The following is a 16,929-nucleotide window of genomic DNA, read 5'->3' on the forward strand; positions in this document are numbered from 1 at the left end:
TTAAAGAGGATAGAACGATTAGTTCGAACTATCTATCAGGGTGGTACCGCGGGAATAAAACCTTCTCGTCCCTATTTTGGGATGAGAGGGTTTTTTTATTTGTCTATTGGCTATTCTGTTATATGAAGAGGATTACAGGAGGAAGAAAAAATGGAATATAAAAATACGTTATTAATGCCGCAAACCGAATTCCCAATGCGTGGTAATCTTCCACAAAGAGAACCTGAGATTCAGGCCAAATGGGAAGAGTTGAATATCTACAATAAAGTTCAGGAACGGACCAAAGGACGTCCAATGTTTGTATTACATGATGGTCCTCCGTATGCCAATGGTGATATCCATATGGGGCATGCCCTTAATAAAATTTTAAAAGATATGATTGTTCGATATAAATCAATGAGCGGCTTCCATGCTCCATACGTGCCTGGCTGGGATACACATGGTCTACCGATTGAGCAAGCGTTAACGAATAAGGGAGTAAAACGCAAGGAAATGACAGTCGCAGAATTCCGTAAGCTTTGTACAAAGTACGCGCTTGAACAAATTGATAATCAACGTGAACAATTTAAACGTCTGGGTGTACGCGGTGACTGGGAAAATCCTTATATTACACTAAATCCTGCTTATGAAGCTCAACAAATTAAAGTCTTCGGTGAGATGGCAAAGAAGGGTTATATTTATAAGGGTCTTAAGCCTGTCTATTGGTCCCCATCAAGTGAATCAGCACTAGCTGAAGCCGAGATTGAATATCAGGACAAAAAGTCTGCATCCATTTATGTTGGCTTTAAGGTGAAAGACGGAAAAGATGTACTGGATACAGATACGCAAATTATTATCTGGACAACAACGCCATGGACAATTCCAGCAAACCTTGGAATTTCCGTTCATCCGGATCTAACCTATGTCGTGGTTTCGGTAAATGATCACAAATACCTTGTAGCAGAGGCTCTCCTTGAATCCGTATCAAAGGAAATTGGCTGGGAAAATGTAACGGTTGTTAAAAAGGTTAAAGGAAATGAATTAGAAAATGTTCTAGCCGTACATCCTCTATATGGTCGTGATTCATTGGTGATGTTGGGAGAACATGTAACAACTGATGCCGGTACAGGCTGTGTTCATACCGCACCTGGTCACGGGGAAGATGACTTTTATGTTGGTCAAAAATATGGTTTAGATGTCCTTTGCCCTGTTGATGATAAAGGTGTGATGACTAGTGAAGCACCAGGATTTGAAGGATTATTTTACGATACAGCAAATAAACCAATTACACAAGCATTAGAAGAAGCGGGAGCATTGTTAAAACTTGCGTTTATTACCCACTCCTATCCACACGACTGGAGAACGAAGAAACCGGTAATCTACCGGGCGACAGCACAGTGGTTTGCGTCTATTAAAGATTTCCGCAATGAACTACTCGATGCAGTGAAGGAAACAAAGTGGATTCCAGCTTGGGGTGAAACGCGATTATTTAATATGGTACGTGACCGAGGGGACTGGTGTATTTCTCGTCAACGTGTCTGGGGAGTACCAATTCCTGTTTTCTACGCAGAAAATGGTGAAGAGATCATTACAGACGAAACAATTAATCATGTTTCAGACGTATTCCGTGAATTTGGTTCAAATGTTTGGTTTGAACGTGAAGCAAAAGAATTACTTCCTGTTGGCTTCACTCATCCTGGCAGTCCGAACGGTATTTTTACAAAGGAAACAGATATCATGGATGTATGGTTTGATTCAGGTTCTTCCCATCAAGCTGTTCTCCTTGAGAGAGATGATTTAGTTCGCCCTGCTGACCTTTATCTTGAAGGCTCTGACCAGTATCGTGGCTGGTTTAACTCTTCTTTATCCACTGCTGTAGCTGTTACAGGAGAAGCACCATACAAAGGTGTATTAAGCCACGGCTTTGCTCTTGACGGTGAAGGTAGAAAAATGAGTAAATCCATTGGGAATGTTGTGGTTCCAGCAAAGGTAATGAATCAGTTAGGTGCCGATATTTTACGTCTCTGGGTTGCCTCTGTTGATTATCAATCCGATGTTCGTGTATCCGATGCTATTTTGAAACAGGTTGCGGAGGTTTACCGGAAAATTCGTAACACCTTCCGTTTCTTGTTGGGGAATTTAGCTGATTTTACCCCTGCTGATAAAGTGGCTTATGAAAATCTTCGGGAAGTAGATCAATTCATGCTTGTTAAGCTAAATAAGCTGATTAAAAATGTCCGTAATGCTTATGAGAACTATGAATTTGCTGGCATTTATCATGCCATTAATAATTTCTGTACCCTTGATTTAAGTTCATTTTATTTGGATTTTGCCAAAGATGTCCTTTATATTGAGGCAACAAATAATCATGAGCGTCGTGCCATTCAGACAGTGTTGTATGAATCGCTGCTTGCTTTAACAAAGTTGGTTTCACCTATCCTTTCACACACCGCTGATGAAGTGTGGAAATTCATCCCATCAGTGACAGAAGAAAGTGTTCAGTTAACAGACCTCCCTGAGTATCAGGAACTAAAGAATGCCGATGCTTTAGAGGAAAAATGGACTGGATTCATGAATCTTCGTGATGATGTATTAAAGGCGCTAGAGGAAGCACGGAATCAAAAAGTGATTGGAAAGTCGTTAACAGCAAAGGTAACACTATATGTTAATGAAAAATCAAGAACGTTATTAGATTCGATTGAAGAAAATATGAAACAACTCTTCATTATCTCTGGCTTTGAAGTAGCAGGAACCTACGAGGAAGCGCCTGAAAATGCAGTTAAATTAGAAACTGCAGCTATTGTTATTACGAAAGCTGAGGGAGAAACATGTGAGCGTTGCTGGATTGTTACACCTGAAGTAGGTCAAGACTCAGAACATCCAACCCTCTGCCCACGTTGTGCGGAAGTAGTGAAAGAAAACTATACACACTTGGCATAAGAAAAGTGGAAGCGCCCGTTAGCGGCGTATGGACTGGAGCACTTCGACTGAGATAAAGGAAACACGGAGAGCGATAGCGATCCGATGTTGACTTATCGTAGGGAAAAGTGCGAAGTACACTAGCTGTTGGGCGCTGGAACTGGACATTTCTCAAAGTTGAAAACTTATCATCTAAAAATTGTAGCCCTATGCATTTGCATAGGGTTTTTAAATTTTTCCTTCTCCGTTAATTGTTGTAGTTGTTGTCAAATGTTTTTCCGTGTCAGTTGATGGCCAGCGGAAATAATAAGACAAATGAAACACGGAGGTAACAACTATGAATGCAACGCAGGAACAGCTGTTTTTGGAACTCCGTCATACGAAAGAAGAAATTGAAAATTCATTAAGGAACAAACAGAAGCAAGATTGGCTTACTGCTGTTTTACACGAAGAATTATTAGATATTAATACGGCTATTCAAAAACTGGAGAATGGGAATTTTGGGCAATGTGAAGTTTCAGGAGAATTGTTGCCTAATGAATTATTAAGGATAATACCTACATTAAAGTCAGTAAAGGATTCGGAACATTTGATAAATTATTGCAAGAAATCGATTTACTAATCTTTTTCATCAGGTTCCATTTTCGTTTAGCGAAAAAGTATGCTAAAATGCTTAAGAAGTATGAAAAGCGAAAGCGTCTAGACTTAGGTCAGTCTAGGTTGATGTGGAGGTATTTCTTAGTGTTTTATTACTTAATCGCACTTTTTGTTATTTTATTAGATCAAATTACGAAATGGCTAATTGTAAGCAAAATGTACCTGGGAGAAAGTATTTCGATCATTGATAATATTTTCTATATTACTTCACATCGTAATCGTGGAGCAGCATGGGGAATATTACAAGGACAAATGTGGCTCTTTTATGTAATTACGGTTATTGTGATCGTCGGAATTATGTATTATCTATACAAAGCTGGAAGAGGTAAATGGATGCTCGGGGTATCCTTAGCGTTAATGCTCGGAGGCGCCATCGGAAACTTTATTGACCGTGTCATTCGTAAGGAAGTTGTTGATTTCATTCATACGTATGTTTTTGGCTATAATTTCCCTGTCTTTAATATCGCAGATTCAGCTTTAGTGATCGGTGTCATCCTGTTAATGATTCAAATGTTGTTAGAAGAGAGAGAAACAAAGGAGAAATCATATGGAGAAAATGGAACACATCATTCTTGAGGAGCAAAAAGGAGATCGGATCGATAAGGTAATCTCCAGTCTTGATGAAGAATGGTCAAGAACACAAGTACAGCAATGGATTAAAGAAGGCCATATTACTGTAAACGGACAACAAATTAAAACAAATTATAAATGCAGTTTAAACGATAAAATTGAAATCACAATTCCTGATCCTGAAGAATTGGATGTAGTCCCAGAGGACCTAAATCTAGAAATTTACTATGAAGACAGTGATGTTTTGGTGGTAAATAAACCAAGGGGAATGGTCGTACATCCAGCACCTGGGCATATGTCGGGGACGCTAGTCAATGGATTAATGTTCCACTGCAAGGATTTATCAGGAATTAATGGTGTGTTAAGACCAGGGATTGTTCATCGGATTGATAAGGATACGTCCGGATTATTAATGGTGGCCAAAAATGATTTGGCTCATGAAAGTCTTGTAAACCAATTAGTGGCTAAATCTGTCACGCGTAAATATAAGGCGATTGTCCATGGAGTTATTCCTCATGATTTTGGAACGGTAGATGCTCCACTGGGCCGAGATACAAAAGACCGGCAAAGCATGACAGTCGTTGACCATGGAAAACACGCTGTCACTCATTTCCATGTTCTTGAACGGTTTAAAGATTTTACGTTTGTTGAATGTCAATTAGAAACAGGCAGAACCCACCAAATTCGTGTTCATATGAAATATATTGGCTACCCGCTTGCTGGTGATCCAAAATATGGGCCGAAAAAGACACTCGATATTGACGGACAAGCATTACATGCAGGAGTACTTGGATTTAATCACCCAAGGACAAACGAATATTTAGAATTTGAAGCACCAATGCCAGAAGATATCGAATTGCTACTTACTCAACTTCGAAATAATCGTTGACATGGTCTTGTATTTGAAGTAAGATAATTTTAGCTTAATAAGCCTTTAAAACAGTCCCGTGAGGCTGAGAAGGAAACGGTTAAGATGTTGGGTAAACTATGCCCATATCTATCAATTAACTAGTTAACCTCTCGCCAACATTGGATGAGAGGTTTTTTATATTCATAAAAGAAGAAGGTGTAATATGAACCAAAAAGCTGTTGTCCTTGATGAACAAGCTATTGGAAGGGCACTGACAAGAATCGCCCACCAAATTATTGAGAAAAATAAAGGGATCGATGACTGTATTCTTGTTGGTATTCGGACGAGAGGCATTTTTATTGCAGAAAGACTTGCAACAAAAATTGAAGAGATTGAGGGGAATTCGATAGCAGTAGGTGAGTTAGATATTACCCTTTATCGTGATGATTTAACTAAAAAAACGGATAATCAAGAACCACTTGTTAAAGGATCAGATATCCCGGTCGGGATAAATAATAAAAAAGTGATACTAGTTGATGATGTTTTATATACAGGAAGAACGGTTAGAGCAGGACTTGATGCCCTTATGGATTTAGGACGACCTGCAGTCATTCAACTGGCGGTTCTAGTCGACAGAGGACATAGGGAATTACCAATTCGAGCAGATTATGTAGGGAAGAATATCCCGACCTCAAGTGACGAAAAAATAGTCGTTGAGTTAGCTGAAGTAGATAAGGTCGATCAAGTAAGTATTTTTGAAAAATAAATAGTAACCCTTTTAAATGTAGTCCAGAGAGGCTGACAAAGGGGAATATGCCGAAATGAATCTTTTTTAGGCATGTCCAAACCCTCTTTGTACCTTTCTGGCAAAGAGGGTTTTTTATGAAAAAAAATAGATACTAAAGATAAGCAATTAATAAATGGGGGAATTCACATGAACAATAAACCTATCCTAGACATAAAAGAGATTCCAAAACCATTTCAATGGATTACGTTAAGCTTACAACATTTATTCGCCATGTTTGGAGCTACAATTCTTGTACCTTACCTGGTTGGGTTGAGCCCGGCGATTGCACTTATTTCAAGCGGACTCGGCACTTTAGCATTTCTCTTAATTACTAAATTCCAGGTTCCAGCTTACTTAGGCTCATCCTTTGCCTTTATCGCACCGGTCATTGCCGCTAAAGCAGCAGGGGGACCAGGTGGAGCCATGGTAGGGACCTTCCTTGCAGGAATTGTTTACGGACTTGTGGCAATAATAATCAGCAAGGCAGGGCACCGCTGGATCATGAACCTGCTCCCGCCGATTGTGGTCGGACCAGTGATCATTGTCATCGGATTAGCATTATCAGGGACTGCAGTAAATATGGCAATGAATAATCCTGTGAGTGGAAAGTACAGCATGCTTCATTTCTCCGTCGCACTTGTCACTTTAATAGCAACAATCATCTTTTCGATATACGCCAAAAAAATGTTAAGCATGATTCCTATCTTAGCGGGGATTATTGTCGGATATATCTACGCATTAATGGTTGGGGTAGTCGATTTTAAACCGGTATTAGATGCTAAATGGTTTGAAATGCCTGAATTTATCATTCCATTTGTAAGCTATAAAATAAAATTTACTTGGGATTTAGTTCTGCTAATGGTACCTGTAGCGATTGTCACTTTATCAGAGCACATCGGACACCAGTTGGTGCTTAGCAAGGTAGTCGGCCGAGATTATATTAAAGAACCAGGCTTACACCGCTCGATTCTTGGGGATGGAACGGCAACAATGATTTCCGCTTTGATTGGCGGCCCGCCTAAAACAACATATGGTGAAAACATCGGAGTCCTTGCGATTACTCGAGTATATAGTGTGTATGTCATTGCTGGAGCAGCAATCTTCGCGATTATCTTTGGCTTTATTGGTAAAATAACAACCTTAATCGGAACCATACCAACCCCGGTTATGGGCGGAGTTTCGATTCTACTTTTTGGGATCATCGCTTCTTCTGGTTTACGAATGCTGGTTGATAGCAAAATTGATTTTGGAAACAAACGTAACCTTGTCGTCTCATCCGTTATCTTGGTAATTGGAATCGGTGGAGCTGTAATAAAAGTTTCGGAATCATTGCAAATCCAAGGAATGGCATTAGCTGCAATATGCGGGGTTTTGTTAAACCTCATCCTTCCTGGTAAGGAACCAATAAATGAAAATATGCTTGAGGAAATTGAACCTTCTGAAAAGCAGAAAACTGCATAACCAAGACTCAGCTCTTTAAATAAATCCAGAGAGGTTTATAAGGGTGTGTAACATTAGTGCTATAAAGGCACTAATATGGATTAGTTCGCAAAATCCAACACCCTGAACCAAAAGGTCAGGGTGTTTTTTTATCATAATGAGAGGCGGGAAATAACTGATGATAAATCACTTACTTACCACAAATGAATTAAAGGTAGAGGAGATTAATCAAATCTTGACAGATGCCGTGGGCTTTAAAAACGGAAAGAAGTGGCGTCCGGACGGGCAGATGTTTACTGCCAATCTATTCTTCGAACCAAGCACAAGAACAAAAAGCAGTTTTGAAGTTGCCGAGAGGCGATTAGGCTTAGAGGTAGTGCCCTTTGAAGTGCTTACTTCAAGTGTTCAAAAAGGAGAAACACTATACGACACGGTTAAAACATTAGAATCGATTGGTGTACAAACAATTGTCATTCGTCACGAACAAGATCGTTATTTTGATGAATTACTGGGAAAAGTAAATATTCCAATCATAAATGGCGGAGATGGATGCGGACATCATCCTACACAATCACTTCTAGACTTAATGACCATCCAGGAAGAGTTTGGCCAGTTCGCTGGTTTAAAAATTGCGATTATCGGTGACATCCGCCATAGCAGAGTCGCACGGTCTAATGCTGATGTTTTGACAAGACTGGGAGCAGAAGTGATTTTTTCCGGACCAGAAGAATGGTTTGATACGAGAAGTTCAGATATATCCAGGTACAGACCTATAGATGTGGCGATTCAAGAAGCTGATGTTGTCATGCTGCTTCGTGTCCAACATGAACGTCATCAACAAAAAACTAGTTTTACAGCAAATGAGTACCATAAACAGTATGGCCTTACATTAGAGAGAGAAAAAATGATGAAGTCTGGCAGCATTATCATGCATCCTGCCCCGGTAAATCGCAATGTTGAAATTGCTGATAGTCTTGTTGAGTGCAAGCGATCTAGAATCTTCAAACAAATGGAAAATGGTGTATATGTCAGAATGGCAGCAATAAAGAGAGCTATTGAAAGTATTGAAGGAGGAAAACACAATGAAACTACTTATTCAGAACGCATGCTACATAGCATTTAATGGAGAAACGAAACAAGCTGATATTTTAATTGAAAATGGAAAGATTACGAAAATCGATCCTAACATTAATGAGGTTGTGGATCGTAAAGTGGATGCGACTGGCAAGTTAGTTTCACCAGGGTTTATCGATTTACATGTTCATTTGCGCGAGCCAGGCGGTGAAAAGAAAGAAACGATTGCAACCGGTACCCTTGCCGCAGCAAAAGGCGGTTTTACAACCCTAGCAGCAATGCCAAATACAAGACCGGTGCCTGACACCAAAGAACAAATGGATTGGCTGCAAAAGCGAATTCAAGAAACAGCGAAAGTACGGGTATTGCCATATGCATCGATCACGACAAGACAGCTTGGCCAGGATCTAACTGACTTTGAGGCCTTAAAAGCTGCAGGGGCGTTTGCCTTTACAGATGATGGTGTCGGTGTTCAGTCCGCTGAAAGGATGCTTGCGGCGATGCGAAAAGCAGCAGCGCATAAAATGGCGATTGTTGCCCACTGTGAAGAAAACACATTAATTAATAAGGGCTGTGTTCATGAAGGTTCTTTTGCGGAGAAACATGGATTAAACGGAATTCCTTCAATCTGTGAATCGGTCCAAATTGCTAGAGATGTTCTCTTAGCTGAAGCGACAGGCTGCCATTATCACGTCTGCCATATCAGTACAAAGGAATCAGTTCGAGTAGTAAGGGATGCTAAGCGAGCGGGTATTAATGTCACTGCAGAAGTGACTCCTCATCATTTACTACTATCTCAAGATGATATTCCAGGACTGGACACAAATTATAAGATGAATCCGCCGCTTCGAGGGGTTGCTGACAGGGATGCATTAATTGAGGGGCTGCTTGATGGAACGATTGATTTTATTGCAACCGATCATGCCCCGCATACAGCAGAAGAAAAAAGTGAAGGAATGGTTCTTGCTCCTTTCGGAATTGTAGGACTAGAGACGGCATTCCCGCTACTTTATACACATTTTGTTTTGAAAAATATTATCTCACTTGAGCAATTAATTGAATTCTTAACGATTAAGCCAGCGGAAGCGTTTGGACTGACCCTTGGAAAAATAGAAGTTGGTGCACCGGGGGACGTAGTACTCTTGAATCTCGATGAAGAACGTGAAATAAACCCAGAAGAATTTGCATCAAAAGGAAAAAATACACCATTTGGCGGCTGGAAATGTAAGGGATGGCCTGAGATGACTATCGCTGAGGGGAAAATAGCATGGGAAAAAGGAAGTGTATTAGTATGAAAAAGCAGCTTATTTTAGAAGATGGTACGATATTTATTGGTAAGGGATTTGGCAGTGATACCGAGACGATTGGTGAAGTAGTATTTAACACAGGTATGACTGGTTACCAAGAGATTCTGTCCGACCCATCCTATTGTGGGCAAATCGTTACACTTACCTATCCGATGATCGGCAACTATGGGATTAATCGTGACGATTTCGAGTCGATTAACCCAGCTGTTAAGGGCTTTATTGTTAAAGAAGCAGCTGACTTTCCATCCAACTGGAGAAGTGAATATACCTTAAATGAATATTTTGAAATGAAAAAAATCCCGGGAATTGCTGGGATTGATACGAGAAAGTTGACTAGAATTATCCGTCAATATGGAACCTTAAAAGGAGCCATCTGTAGTATTGAAAAAAATCCGAACGAAGTATTAAGTCAGTTACAAAAATCGTCGCTTCCAATCAATCAAGTGAAACAAGTATCAACTAGAAATGCTTATCCAAGCCCAGGACGCGGGAAAAGAGTAGTCCTTGTTGATTTTGGGATGAAGCACGGGATCTTACGAGAACTAAACCAGCGTGACTGTGATGTCATCGTAGTTCCTTATCATACAACGGCTGATGAAATTCTACAGTTAAGTCCAGATGGAATTATGCTATCTAATGGCCCTGGAGACCCGAAAGATGTTCCAGAAGCCATTGATATGTTAACAGGAGTCCTCGGCAGAGTGCCTTTGTTTGGGATTTGTCTTGGCCATCAGTTGTTTGCACTTGCATGTGGGGCAAATACAGAGAAAATGAAGTTTGGGCACCGCGGTTCTAATCATCCTGTTAAAGATCTTTCTACAGGAAAAATAGCGATTACTTCACAAAATCATGGATATACAGTTGAAACAGACTCAATTAAAAATACAAGATTATCAATCACACACGTAGCAATAAATGATAATACGGTTGAAGGACTAAAACATCTAGATTATCCCGCTTTTACAGTTCAGTACCATCCAGAAGCTTCTCCAGGACCAGAAGATGCGAACGGATTATTTGATCAGTTTCTAGCGATGATGGATAAGAACAAACAGGAGGTTACAGCAAATGCCTAAACGTACAGATATCAACTCCATTTTAGTAATTGGTTCAGGCCCAATCGTGATTGGTCAGGCAGCCGAATTTGACTATGCCGGGACTCAGGCCTGTATCGCATTAAAAGAAGAAGGCTACCGTGTAATTCTAGTGAACTCAAACCCTGCAACGATTATGACTGATACAGAAATTGCAGATGCCGTCTATATCGAACCATTAACAGTGGAGTTTGTCAGCAGAATAATTCGTAAAGAACGTCCGGATGCCCTTTTAGCTACGCTCGGCGGGCAAACAGGTCTTAATCTTGCGGTTGAGTTATCAGAATCAGGAGTATTGGCAGAGTGTGAGGTTGAGATTCTTGGAACCAAACTTTCAGCGATAAAACAAGCGGAAGACCGCGATTTATTCCGCAATTTAATGAATGAGTTAAATGAACCTGTACCTGATAGTGAAATCATCCATGAATTAGCTGAAGCAAAGGCATTTGTGGAGCAGATTGGCTTCCCCGTGATTGTCCGTCCAGCCTACACACTAGGAGGAACAGGCGGCGGGATCTGTCATAATCCAGAAGAACTTGAAGAAATCGTCACAAGCGGATTAAAGCACAGTCCAGTGAATCAATGCTTACTTGAAAAAAGTATCGCTGGATTCAAAGAGATTGAATATGAAGTTATGCGTGATGGAAACGACAATGCCATTGTGGTTTGTAATATGGAAAACATTGATCCGGTCGGTGTCCATACGGGTGACTCCATCGTGGTTGCACCAAGCCAGACACTAAGTGACCGCGAATATCAGCTGTTAAGAAATGTATCTCTTAAAATCATTCGTGCCTTAGGAATTGAAGGTGGCTGTAACGTTCAGTTGGCGTTAGACCCAAATAGCTTCAATTACTATATTATCGAAGTAAATCCACGTGTTAGCCGTTCTTCGGCATTAGCGTCAAAAGCAACTGGTTATCCAATTGCCAAGCTTGCAGCAAAAATTGCGGTCGGCTTGACTTTGGACGAAATGTTGAATCCTGTTACGGGGAAAACGTACGCAAGCTTTGAGCCTGCACTTGATTATATCGTAACAAAAATCCCAAGATGGCCATTTGATAAATTTGAATCGGGTAATCGTTCACTGGGTACACAAATGAAAGCAACGGGAGAAATTATGGCGATTGGCCGTACATTTGAAGAATCCCTATTGAAAGCCATTCGTTCACTTGAAGCAGGTGTCTACCATTTTGAATTAAATGGGGCAAAGGACATCGATGACGAATTACTCGAAAAGCGGATTCGAAAAGCAGGGGATGAGCGTCTCTTCTACATCGCAGAAGGGTTAAAACGTGGATTAACAATTGACACACTGCATAACTGGAGTCAAATCGATTTATTTTACTTAAGGAAAATGGAAGGAATCATCCATCTAGAAGCAATGATTGCTGACAATCCTTTTGATCACGAAATCCTTATTGAGGCCAAGCAAAAAGGTTTTACCGATAAGAAAATAGCTGAGCTATGGAATGCATCAGAAAAAGATATCATTAACTTGAGAAAGAGCTTAGGGATTATCCCAGTATACAAAATGGTTGATACATGTGCAGCCGAATTTGAATCAGAAACACCATATTACTATGGTACGTATGAAGAGGAGAACGAGTCGATTGTAACTGCCAGAAAAAGTGTCATCGTTCTCGGTTCGGGTCCGATCCGCATTGGTCAAGGAATTGAATTTGACTATGCTACGGTACATTCTGTGAAAGCAATTAAAGAAGCAGGCTATGAAGCGATCATTATTAATAATAATCCTGAAACGGTATCTACCGATTTCAGTATTTCCGATAAGCTCTACTTCGAACCGCTGACGATAGAGGATGTCATGAGTATCGTTGAGTTAGAGAATCCACTTGGAGTTGTAGTTCAATTTGGCGGGCAAACAGCGATCAATCTTGCCGCTAAACTTACTGAAAACGGAGTGAAAATTCTCGGAACAAGCCTAGAAGATTTAGACCGTGCTGAAAATAGAGACAAATTTGAACATGCCCTTCGCCAGCTAAATATCCCGCAGCCGTTAGGAAAAACAGCTTTATCGGTACAAGAAGCGGTGGTGATTGCGAATGAAATCGGTTATCCCGTCTTAGTCCGCCCGTCGTATGTACTTGGCGGAAGGGCAATGGAAATAGTCTACCATGAAGAGGAATTGCTCCACTACATGAAAAATGCCGTCAAAATTAATCCAGATCATCCCGTTCTGATTGATCGTTATTTAACAGGAAAAGAAATTGAAGTAGATGCCATTTGTGATGGTGAGAATGTAATTATCCCTGGGATTATGGAACATATCGAACGTGCAGGGGTCCATTCTGGTGATTCGATTGCTGTATATCCGCCGCAAACACTTACTGAAACGGTCAAACAAACACTTGTTGAATATACCGAGAAATTAGCTAAAGGCTTAAATATTGTCGGATTGTTAAATATTCAATATGTGCTGGCAGGCGATCAAGTTTATGTGCTCGAGGTCAATCCTCGTGCAAGCCGAACGGTCCCATTTTTAAGTAAAATAACCAATGTTCCAATGGCAAAAATAGCTACCAAAGCAATTCTAGGAGAATCGATTATTGATCAAGGTTATATTCCTGGGCTTGTCACGGAAAAAGAAGGAGTATACGTTAAGGTTCCTGTTTTCTCCTTTGCAAAGCTCAAAAGTGTCGATATTACACTCGGGCCTGAAATGAAATCAACAGGTGAGGTAATGGGTAAGGATATCACACTTGAAAAAGCTCTGTATAAAGGATTAGTTGCTTCTGGTATGAACATTCAAAAGTTCGGTACGGTATTGTTTACAGTAGCTGATAAAGATAAGCAAGAAGCCTTAAAGCTAGCAAAACGTTTCTCAGCTAATGGTTATCGTTTAATGGCAACGAGTGGTACTGCAGCTGTACTAGAAGCTGCTGGACTAAGAGTCAAAGTGGTCGGAAAAATTGGTTCGGAAGGTAAGACGCTCTTGGATGTGATCCATCATGGAGATGCGCAATTTATTATCAATACACTCACCAAAGGAAAACAGCCTGAGCGTGATGGGTTTAGAATTCGCCGTGAAGCCGTTGAGAATGGAGTTCCATGTTTAACCTCTTTAGACACAGCAGATGCTATCCTTAAAGTGATAGAATCGATGAACTTTTCGGCCGAAGCAATGGAACAAGTGAAAAAGGAGGCTGTGTTTGCATGATAAAGAAAGAGTTATGCAAAATTAGCAGCCAAAAAGAAATTGCTGCCGATATATTCGAGTTGACCGTACAAGGAGAATTTGTTAGTCAAATAAATTCTCCGGGTCAATTCGTGCATATTCGTGTCACGAATGGTTCGGATCCACTTTTAAGAAGGCCAATCAGTATTTCTTCTTTCGATAAAAAACAGAAGAAAATGACGATGATTTATCGAATGGAAGGAAAAGGTACATCGATGCTGGCGCAACTGAGACCAGGAATGGAAATTGACATTCTTGGTCCATTAGGAAACGGATTTTCAATCGATGAAGTTAGCCGCGGAGAGACAGCCTTACTTGTAGGCGGTGGAATCGGTGTTCCGCCACTATTTGAACTTTCCAATCAATTAGTTGATAAGGGGGTAAAAGTAATCCATGTCCTCGGCTTTCAAACGGAAGAGGCGGTTTTTTACGAACAGGAATTCCTAAACAACGGGGAAACCTACGTAACCACCGTGGATGGTACTTATGGAAGAAAAGGTTTCGTCACAGATGTTATGAAAGATTTACAATTTGATTGTATTTATACATGCGGACCAACACCCATGTTAAAGGCAATTGAACAAAATTACTCCGATAAAAAATTGTTTTTATCATTAGAGGAACGAATGGGCTGCGGGATCGGGGCATGTTTTGCCTGTGTGTGTAAACGTGCAGATGATCTGGCCGGTGTTTCCTATAAAAAAGTATGCAGCGATGGACCTGTTTTTCGCGCAGGGGAGGTATTGATATGAACCGTTTGAACATCGAATTACCGGGTTTAACACTGAAAAATCCTATCATGCCTGCCTCGGGATGTTTTGGGTTTGGTCGGGAATACAGCCAATTTTATGATTTAAATGAACTTGGTGCGATTATGATTAAAGCAACAACTTTAGAACCTAGGTTTGGTAACCCAACCCCGCGGGTCGCAGAAACATCATCTGGGATGTTAAATGCTATTGGATTGCAAAATCCAGGCTTGGAAAAAGTACTAGGCGAGGAACTGGTTTGGTTATCTCAGTATGATACTCCGATTATTGCCAATGTTGCAGGGTCTCTCGAAGAGGATTATGTAGAGGTAGCCCGCAAAATTTCCAAAGCACCAAATGTGCATGCGTTAGAACTAAACATATCTTGTCCGAATGTAAAAACAGGAGGAATTGCATTTGGTACATTACCTGAAGTAGCCAAACGGTTAACAGAGAAGGTAAAAGAAGTTTCTGATGTGCCTGTATATGTGAAGTTATCACCAAATGTCACAAATATTGTGGAAATGGCTCAAGCAGTCGAAGCGGGTGGCGCCGATGGTCTTACAATGATTAATACACTAGTAGGAATGAGGCTTGATTTAAAAACTGGTAAGCCAATCCTAGCCAATCGTACGGGCGGCTTGTCTGGTCCTGCGATTAAGCCAGTTGCCCTTCGAATGATCTATGAGGTCAGCCAGGCTGTATCCATTCCGATTATTGGTATGGGTGGGATTGAGACGGCATCCGATGTTATTGAGTTTTTCTATGCAGGGGCAAGTGCAGTAGCAGTAGGGACAGCAAATTTTGTAGACCCATTGGTTTGCCCAACAATTATTCAAGAACTACCTGATCTACTTGAAAAATTAGGATTTGAACACATCAGTGAATGTATCGGAAGGAGCTGGAAGGAAAATGGACAACTCGCTTATCATCGCGCTTGATTTTGCCAATGGCAGTGAAGTGAATCGTTTTTTGGATCCGTTTGAAGGCAGAGAGCTGTTTGTGAAAGTGGGCATGGAGTTATTTTACCAGGAAGGACCTTCAATCGTTCATCAATTAAAAGAAAAAGGACATCGGATTTTCCTTGATTTAAAGCTTCATGATATCCCGAATACAGTGAAAAGTGCAATGAAGGGTCTTGCACGCTTGGAATGTGACTTAGTCAATGTTCACGCTGCAGGCGGAAAAGAAATGATGGCCGCTGCACTTGAAGGACTAGAAGCTGGGACGAATGCGGGACGGAAGCGTCCTGAATGCATCGCGGTAACACAGTTGACAAGCACATCAGAAGTGCAAATGAATAAAGAGCAGCTTATTCCTGTTTCCTTGGAAGAATCGGTTTTGCATTATGCTTTATTGACAAAAGAAGCGGGCTTGGACGGAGTTGTCTGCTCTGCCTGGGAAGCTGGCTTAATTAGGGAGAAAGCCGGGCAGTCGTTTTTGACTGTTTGCCCGGGAATTCGAATGGCTGCGGATCATGCAGGAGACCAAAAACGGGTGGCAACACCGGAATTTGCAAGGAGTTCGGAGGTAAGTTCGATTGTTGTTGGTCGTTCGATAACTCGTTCAGCTGACCCAGTAAAAAGCTATGAAAAATGGATGGAAGCATGGAAGGGGATAAAATTATGAAATACGTAATTGCGGAAAGATTATTAGATATAAATGCGGTTGCCTTGAAGCCGCAGGATCCATTTACTTGGACATCAGGCATGCGTTCTCCTATCTATTGTGATAATCGACTAACGCTCTCATACCCAGCCGTAAGAAGAGAAATCGCGGCCGGCTTGCAAAAACTCATCCTTGAGAATTTTTCAGAAGCAGAAGTTATTGCTGGTACAGCAACAGCTGGAATTCCACACGCAGCATGGGTAAGTGAACTTATGGATTTACCCATGTGCTATGTTCGCTCCAAAGCAAAAGGACATGGGAAAGGAAATCAGATTGAGGGCAAAGTTGAACAAGGTCAAAAAGTAGTTGTTGTGGAAGATTTAATTTCAACCGGCGGAAGCGTGATTACGGCAGTTCAAGCATTGAGGGAAGCAGGTTGTGACGTGCTTGGGGTTGTCTCCATTTTTACATATGGGCTTGAAAAAGGTAAAGAATTGCTTCAGGAAAACGGGATTAAAAGTATTTCTCTTACTGATTTTGCAACATTAATCGATGTTGCGATTTCAAAAGGAAACGTCACGGCAGAAGACCAGAATAGTTTACTTTCATGGAGTAAAGACCCTTCTGCATGGAGCAAACAGTTCGTGGAAACAGAATCGCTGATAAAATAGAATTTCCGCTGATATATTGCAATTA

General features: G+C 40.8%; 14 protein-coding genes and 1 other annotated feature (1 of these 15 cut by a window edge). All 14 genes read left to right on the top strand.

Going from position 1 to position 16,929, the window contains the following annotated elements; all coding sequences use genetic code 11:
- Positions 1-76: a binding site (T-box leader), on the top strand (it extends 168 nt beyond the left edge of the window).
- A 74-nt stretch (positions 77-150) separates the two neighbouring features.
- Complete coding sequence (gene ileS / locus ACJ004_RS02295) at positions 151-2,919, top strand: isoleucine--tRNA ligase (RefSeq protein ID WP_410890927.1); 2,769 nt, start codon at positions 151-153, stop codon at positions 2,917-2,919.
- A 316-nt stretch (positions 2,920-3,235) separates the two neighbouring features.
- A complete protein-coding gene (locus tag ACJ004_RS02300; protein ID WP_410890928.1) occupies positions 3,236-3,520 on the top strand; it encodes a hypothetical protein in 285 nt (94 codons plus the stop codon).
- 119 nt (positions 3,521-3,639) lie between these two features.
- Positions 3,640-4,131: a signal peptidase II gene (gene lspA / locus ACJ004_RS02305; protein ID WP_410890929.1), complete on the top strand. Its 492-nt coding sequence runs from the start codon at positions 3,640-3,642 to the stop codon at positions 4,129-4,131.
- Positions 4,103-5,014 (top strand): RluA family pseudouridine synthase, encoded by a 912-nt coding sequence (locus tag ACJ004_RS02310; protein WP_410890930.1) that lies wholly within the window; start codon positions 4,103-4,105, stop codon positions 5,012-5,014. Before lspA ends, ACJ004_RS02310 begins: the two co-directional genes overlap by 29 nt.
- 184 nt (positions 5,015-5,198) lie before the next feature.
- Positions 5,199-5,741, top strand: coding sequence for a bifunctional pyr operon transcriptional regulator/uracil phosphoribosyltransferase PyrR (pyrR, locus tag ACJ004_RS02315; RefSeq protein WP_410890931.1), 543 nt, complete (start codon positions 5,199-5,201; stop codon positions 5,739-5,741).
- 168 nt (positions 5,742-5,909) lie between these two features.
- Entirely contained in the window at positions 5,910-7,223 is a 1,314-nt protein-coding gene (locus ACJ004_RS02320; RefSeq protein ID WP_410890932.1) for a solute carrier family 23 protein, read from the top strand.
- A gap of 160 nt (positions 7,224-7,383) precedes the next feature.
- The gene (locus ACJ004_RS02325) at positions 7,384-8,325 is read left to right on the top strand and encodes an aspartate carbamoyltransferase catalytic subunit (protein WP_410891260.1); all 942 of its coding nucleotides are present in this window, start codon (positions 7,384-7,386) and stop codon (positions 8,323-8,325) included.
- Positions 8,285-9,571: a dihydroorotase gene (locus ACJ004_RS02330; protein ID WP_410890933.1), complete on the top strand. Its 1,287-nt coding sequence runs from the start codon at positions 8,285-8,287 to the stop codon at positions 9,569-9,571. The genes ACJ004_RS02325 and ACJ004_RS02330 overlap by 41 nt, the downstream gene beginning before the upstream one ends.
- Positions 9,568-10,659, top strand: a complete 1,092-nt coding sequence (locus ACJ004_RS02335; protein WP_410891261.1) for a carbamoyl phosphate synthase small subunit — start codon at positions 9,568-9,570, stop codon at positions 10,657-10,659. Before ACJ004_RS02330 ends, ACJ004_RS02335 begins: the two co-directional genes overlap by 4 nt.
- Positions 10,652-13,858, top strand: coding sequence for a carbamoyl-phosphate synthase large subunit (gene carB, locus ACJ004_RS02340; RefSeq protein ID WP_410890934.1), 3,207 nt, complete (start codon positions 10,652-10,654; stop codon positions 13,856-13,858). The genes ACJ004_RS02335 and carB overlap by 8 nt, the downstream gene beginning before the upstream one ends.
- On the top strand, positions 13,855-14,628 hold the full coding sequence (locus tag ACJ004_RS02345; protein ID WP_410890935.1) for a dihydroorotate dehydrogenase electron transfer subunit: 774 nt from the start codon (positions 13,855-13,857) through the stop codon (positions 14,626-14,628). The genes carB and ACJ004_RS02345 overlap by 4 nt, the downstream gene beginning before the upstream one ends.
- Complete coding sequence (locus tag ACJ004_RS02350; RefSeq protein ID WP_410890936.1) at positions 14,625-15,566, top strand: dihydroorotate dehydrogenase; 942 nt, start codon at positions 14,625-14,627, stop codon at positions 15,564-15,566. The genes ACJ004_RS02345 and ACJ004_RS02350 overlap by 4 nt, the downstream gene beginning before the upstream one ends.
- Positions 15,538-16,254 (top strand): orotidine-5'-phosphate decarboxylase, encoded by a 717-nt coding sequence (gene pyrF, locus ACJ004_RS02355; RefSeq protein WP_410890937.1) that lies wholly within the window; start codon positions 15,538-15,540, stop codon positions 16,252-16,254. The genes ACJ004_RS02350 and pyrF overlap by 29 nt, the downstream gene beginning before the upstream one ends.
- Positions 16,251-16,904, top strand: a complete 654-nt coding sequence (gene pyrE / locus ACJ004_RS02360; RefSeq protein ID WP_410890938.1) for an orotate phosphoribosyltransferase — start codon at positions 16,251-16,253, stop codon at positions 16,902-16,904. Before pyrF ends, pyrE begins: the two co-directional genes overlap by 4 nt.
- Positions 16,905-16,929: the final 25 nt, after the last annotated feature.

The sequence above is a fragment of the Neobacillus sp. 204 genome (genome assembly GCF_046562815.1).
Lineage (GTDB): Bacteria > Bacillota > Bacilli > Bacillales > Cytobacillaceae > Neobacillus.

Excerpts from the sequence above, each read along its gene's own strand:
- ileS (WP_410890927.1), top strand. The coding sequence starts at position 151 with ATGGAATATAAAAATACGTTATTAATGCCGCAAACCGAATTCCCAATG.
- ACJ004_RS02300 (WP_410890928.1), top strand. The coding sequence starts at position 3,236 with ATGAATGCAACGCAGGAACAGCTGTTTTTGGAACTCCGTCATACGAAA.
- ACJ004_RS02310 (WP_410890930.1), top strand. The coding sequence starts at position 4,103 with ATGGAGAAAATGGAACACATCATTCTTGAGGAGCAAAAAGGAGATCGG.
- pyrR (WP_410890931.1), top strand. The coding sequence starts at position 5,199 with ATGAACCAAAAAGCTGTTGTCCTTGATGAACAAGCTATTGGAAGGGCA.
- ACJ004_RS02320 (WP_410890932.1), top strand. The coding sequence starts at position 5,910 with ATGAACAATAAACCTATCCTAGACATAAAAGAGATTCCAAAACCATTT.
- ACJ004_RS02330 (WP_410890933.1), top strand. The coding sequence starts at position 8,285 with ATGAAACTACTTATTCAGAACGCATGCTACATAGCATTTAATGGAGAA.
- ACJ004_RS02335 (WP_410891261.1), top strand. The coding sequence starts at position 9,568 with ATGAAAAAGCAGCTTATTTTAGAAGATGGTACGATATTTATTGGTAAG.
- carB (WP_410890934.1), top strand. The coding sequence starts at position 10,652 with ATGCCTAAACGTACAGATATCAACTCCATTTTAGTAATTGGTTCAGGC.
- ACJ004_RS02345 (WP_410890935.1), top strand. The coding sequence starts at position 13,855 with ATGATAAAGAAAGAGTTATGCAAAATTAGCAGCCAAAAAGAAATTGCT.
- ACJ004_RS02350 (WP_410890936.1), top strand. The coding sequence starts at position 14,625 with ATGAACCGTTTGAACATCGAATTACCGGGTTTAACACTGAAAAATCCT.
- pyrF (WP_410890937.1), top strand. The coding sequence starts at position 15,538 with ATGGACAACTCGCTTATCATCGCGCTTGATTTTGCCAATGGCAGTGAA.
- pyrE (WP_410890938.1), top strand. The coding sequence starts at position 16,251 with ATGAAATACGTAATTGCGGAAAGATTATTAGATATAAATGCGGTTGCC.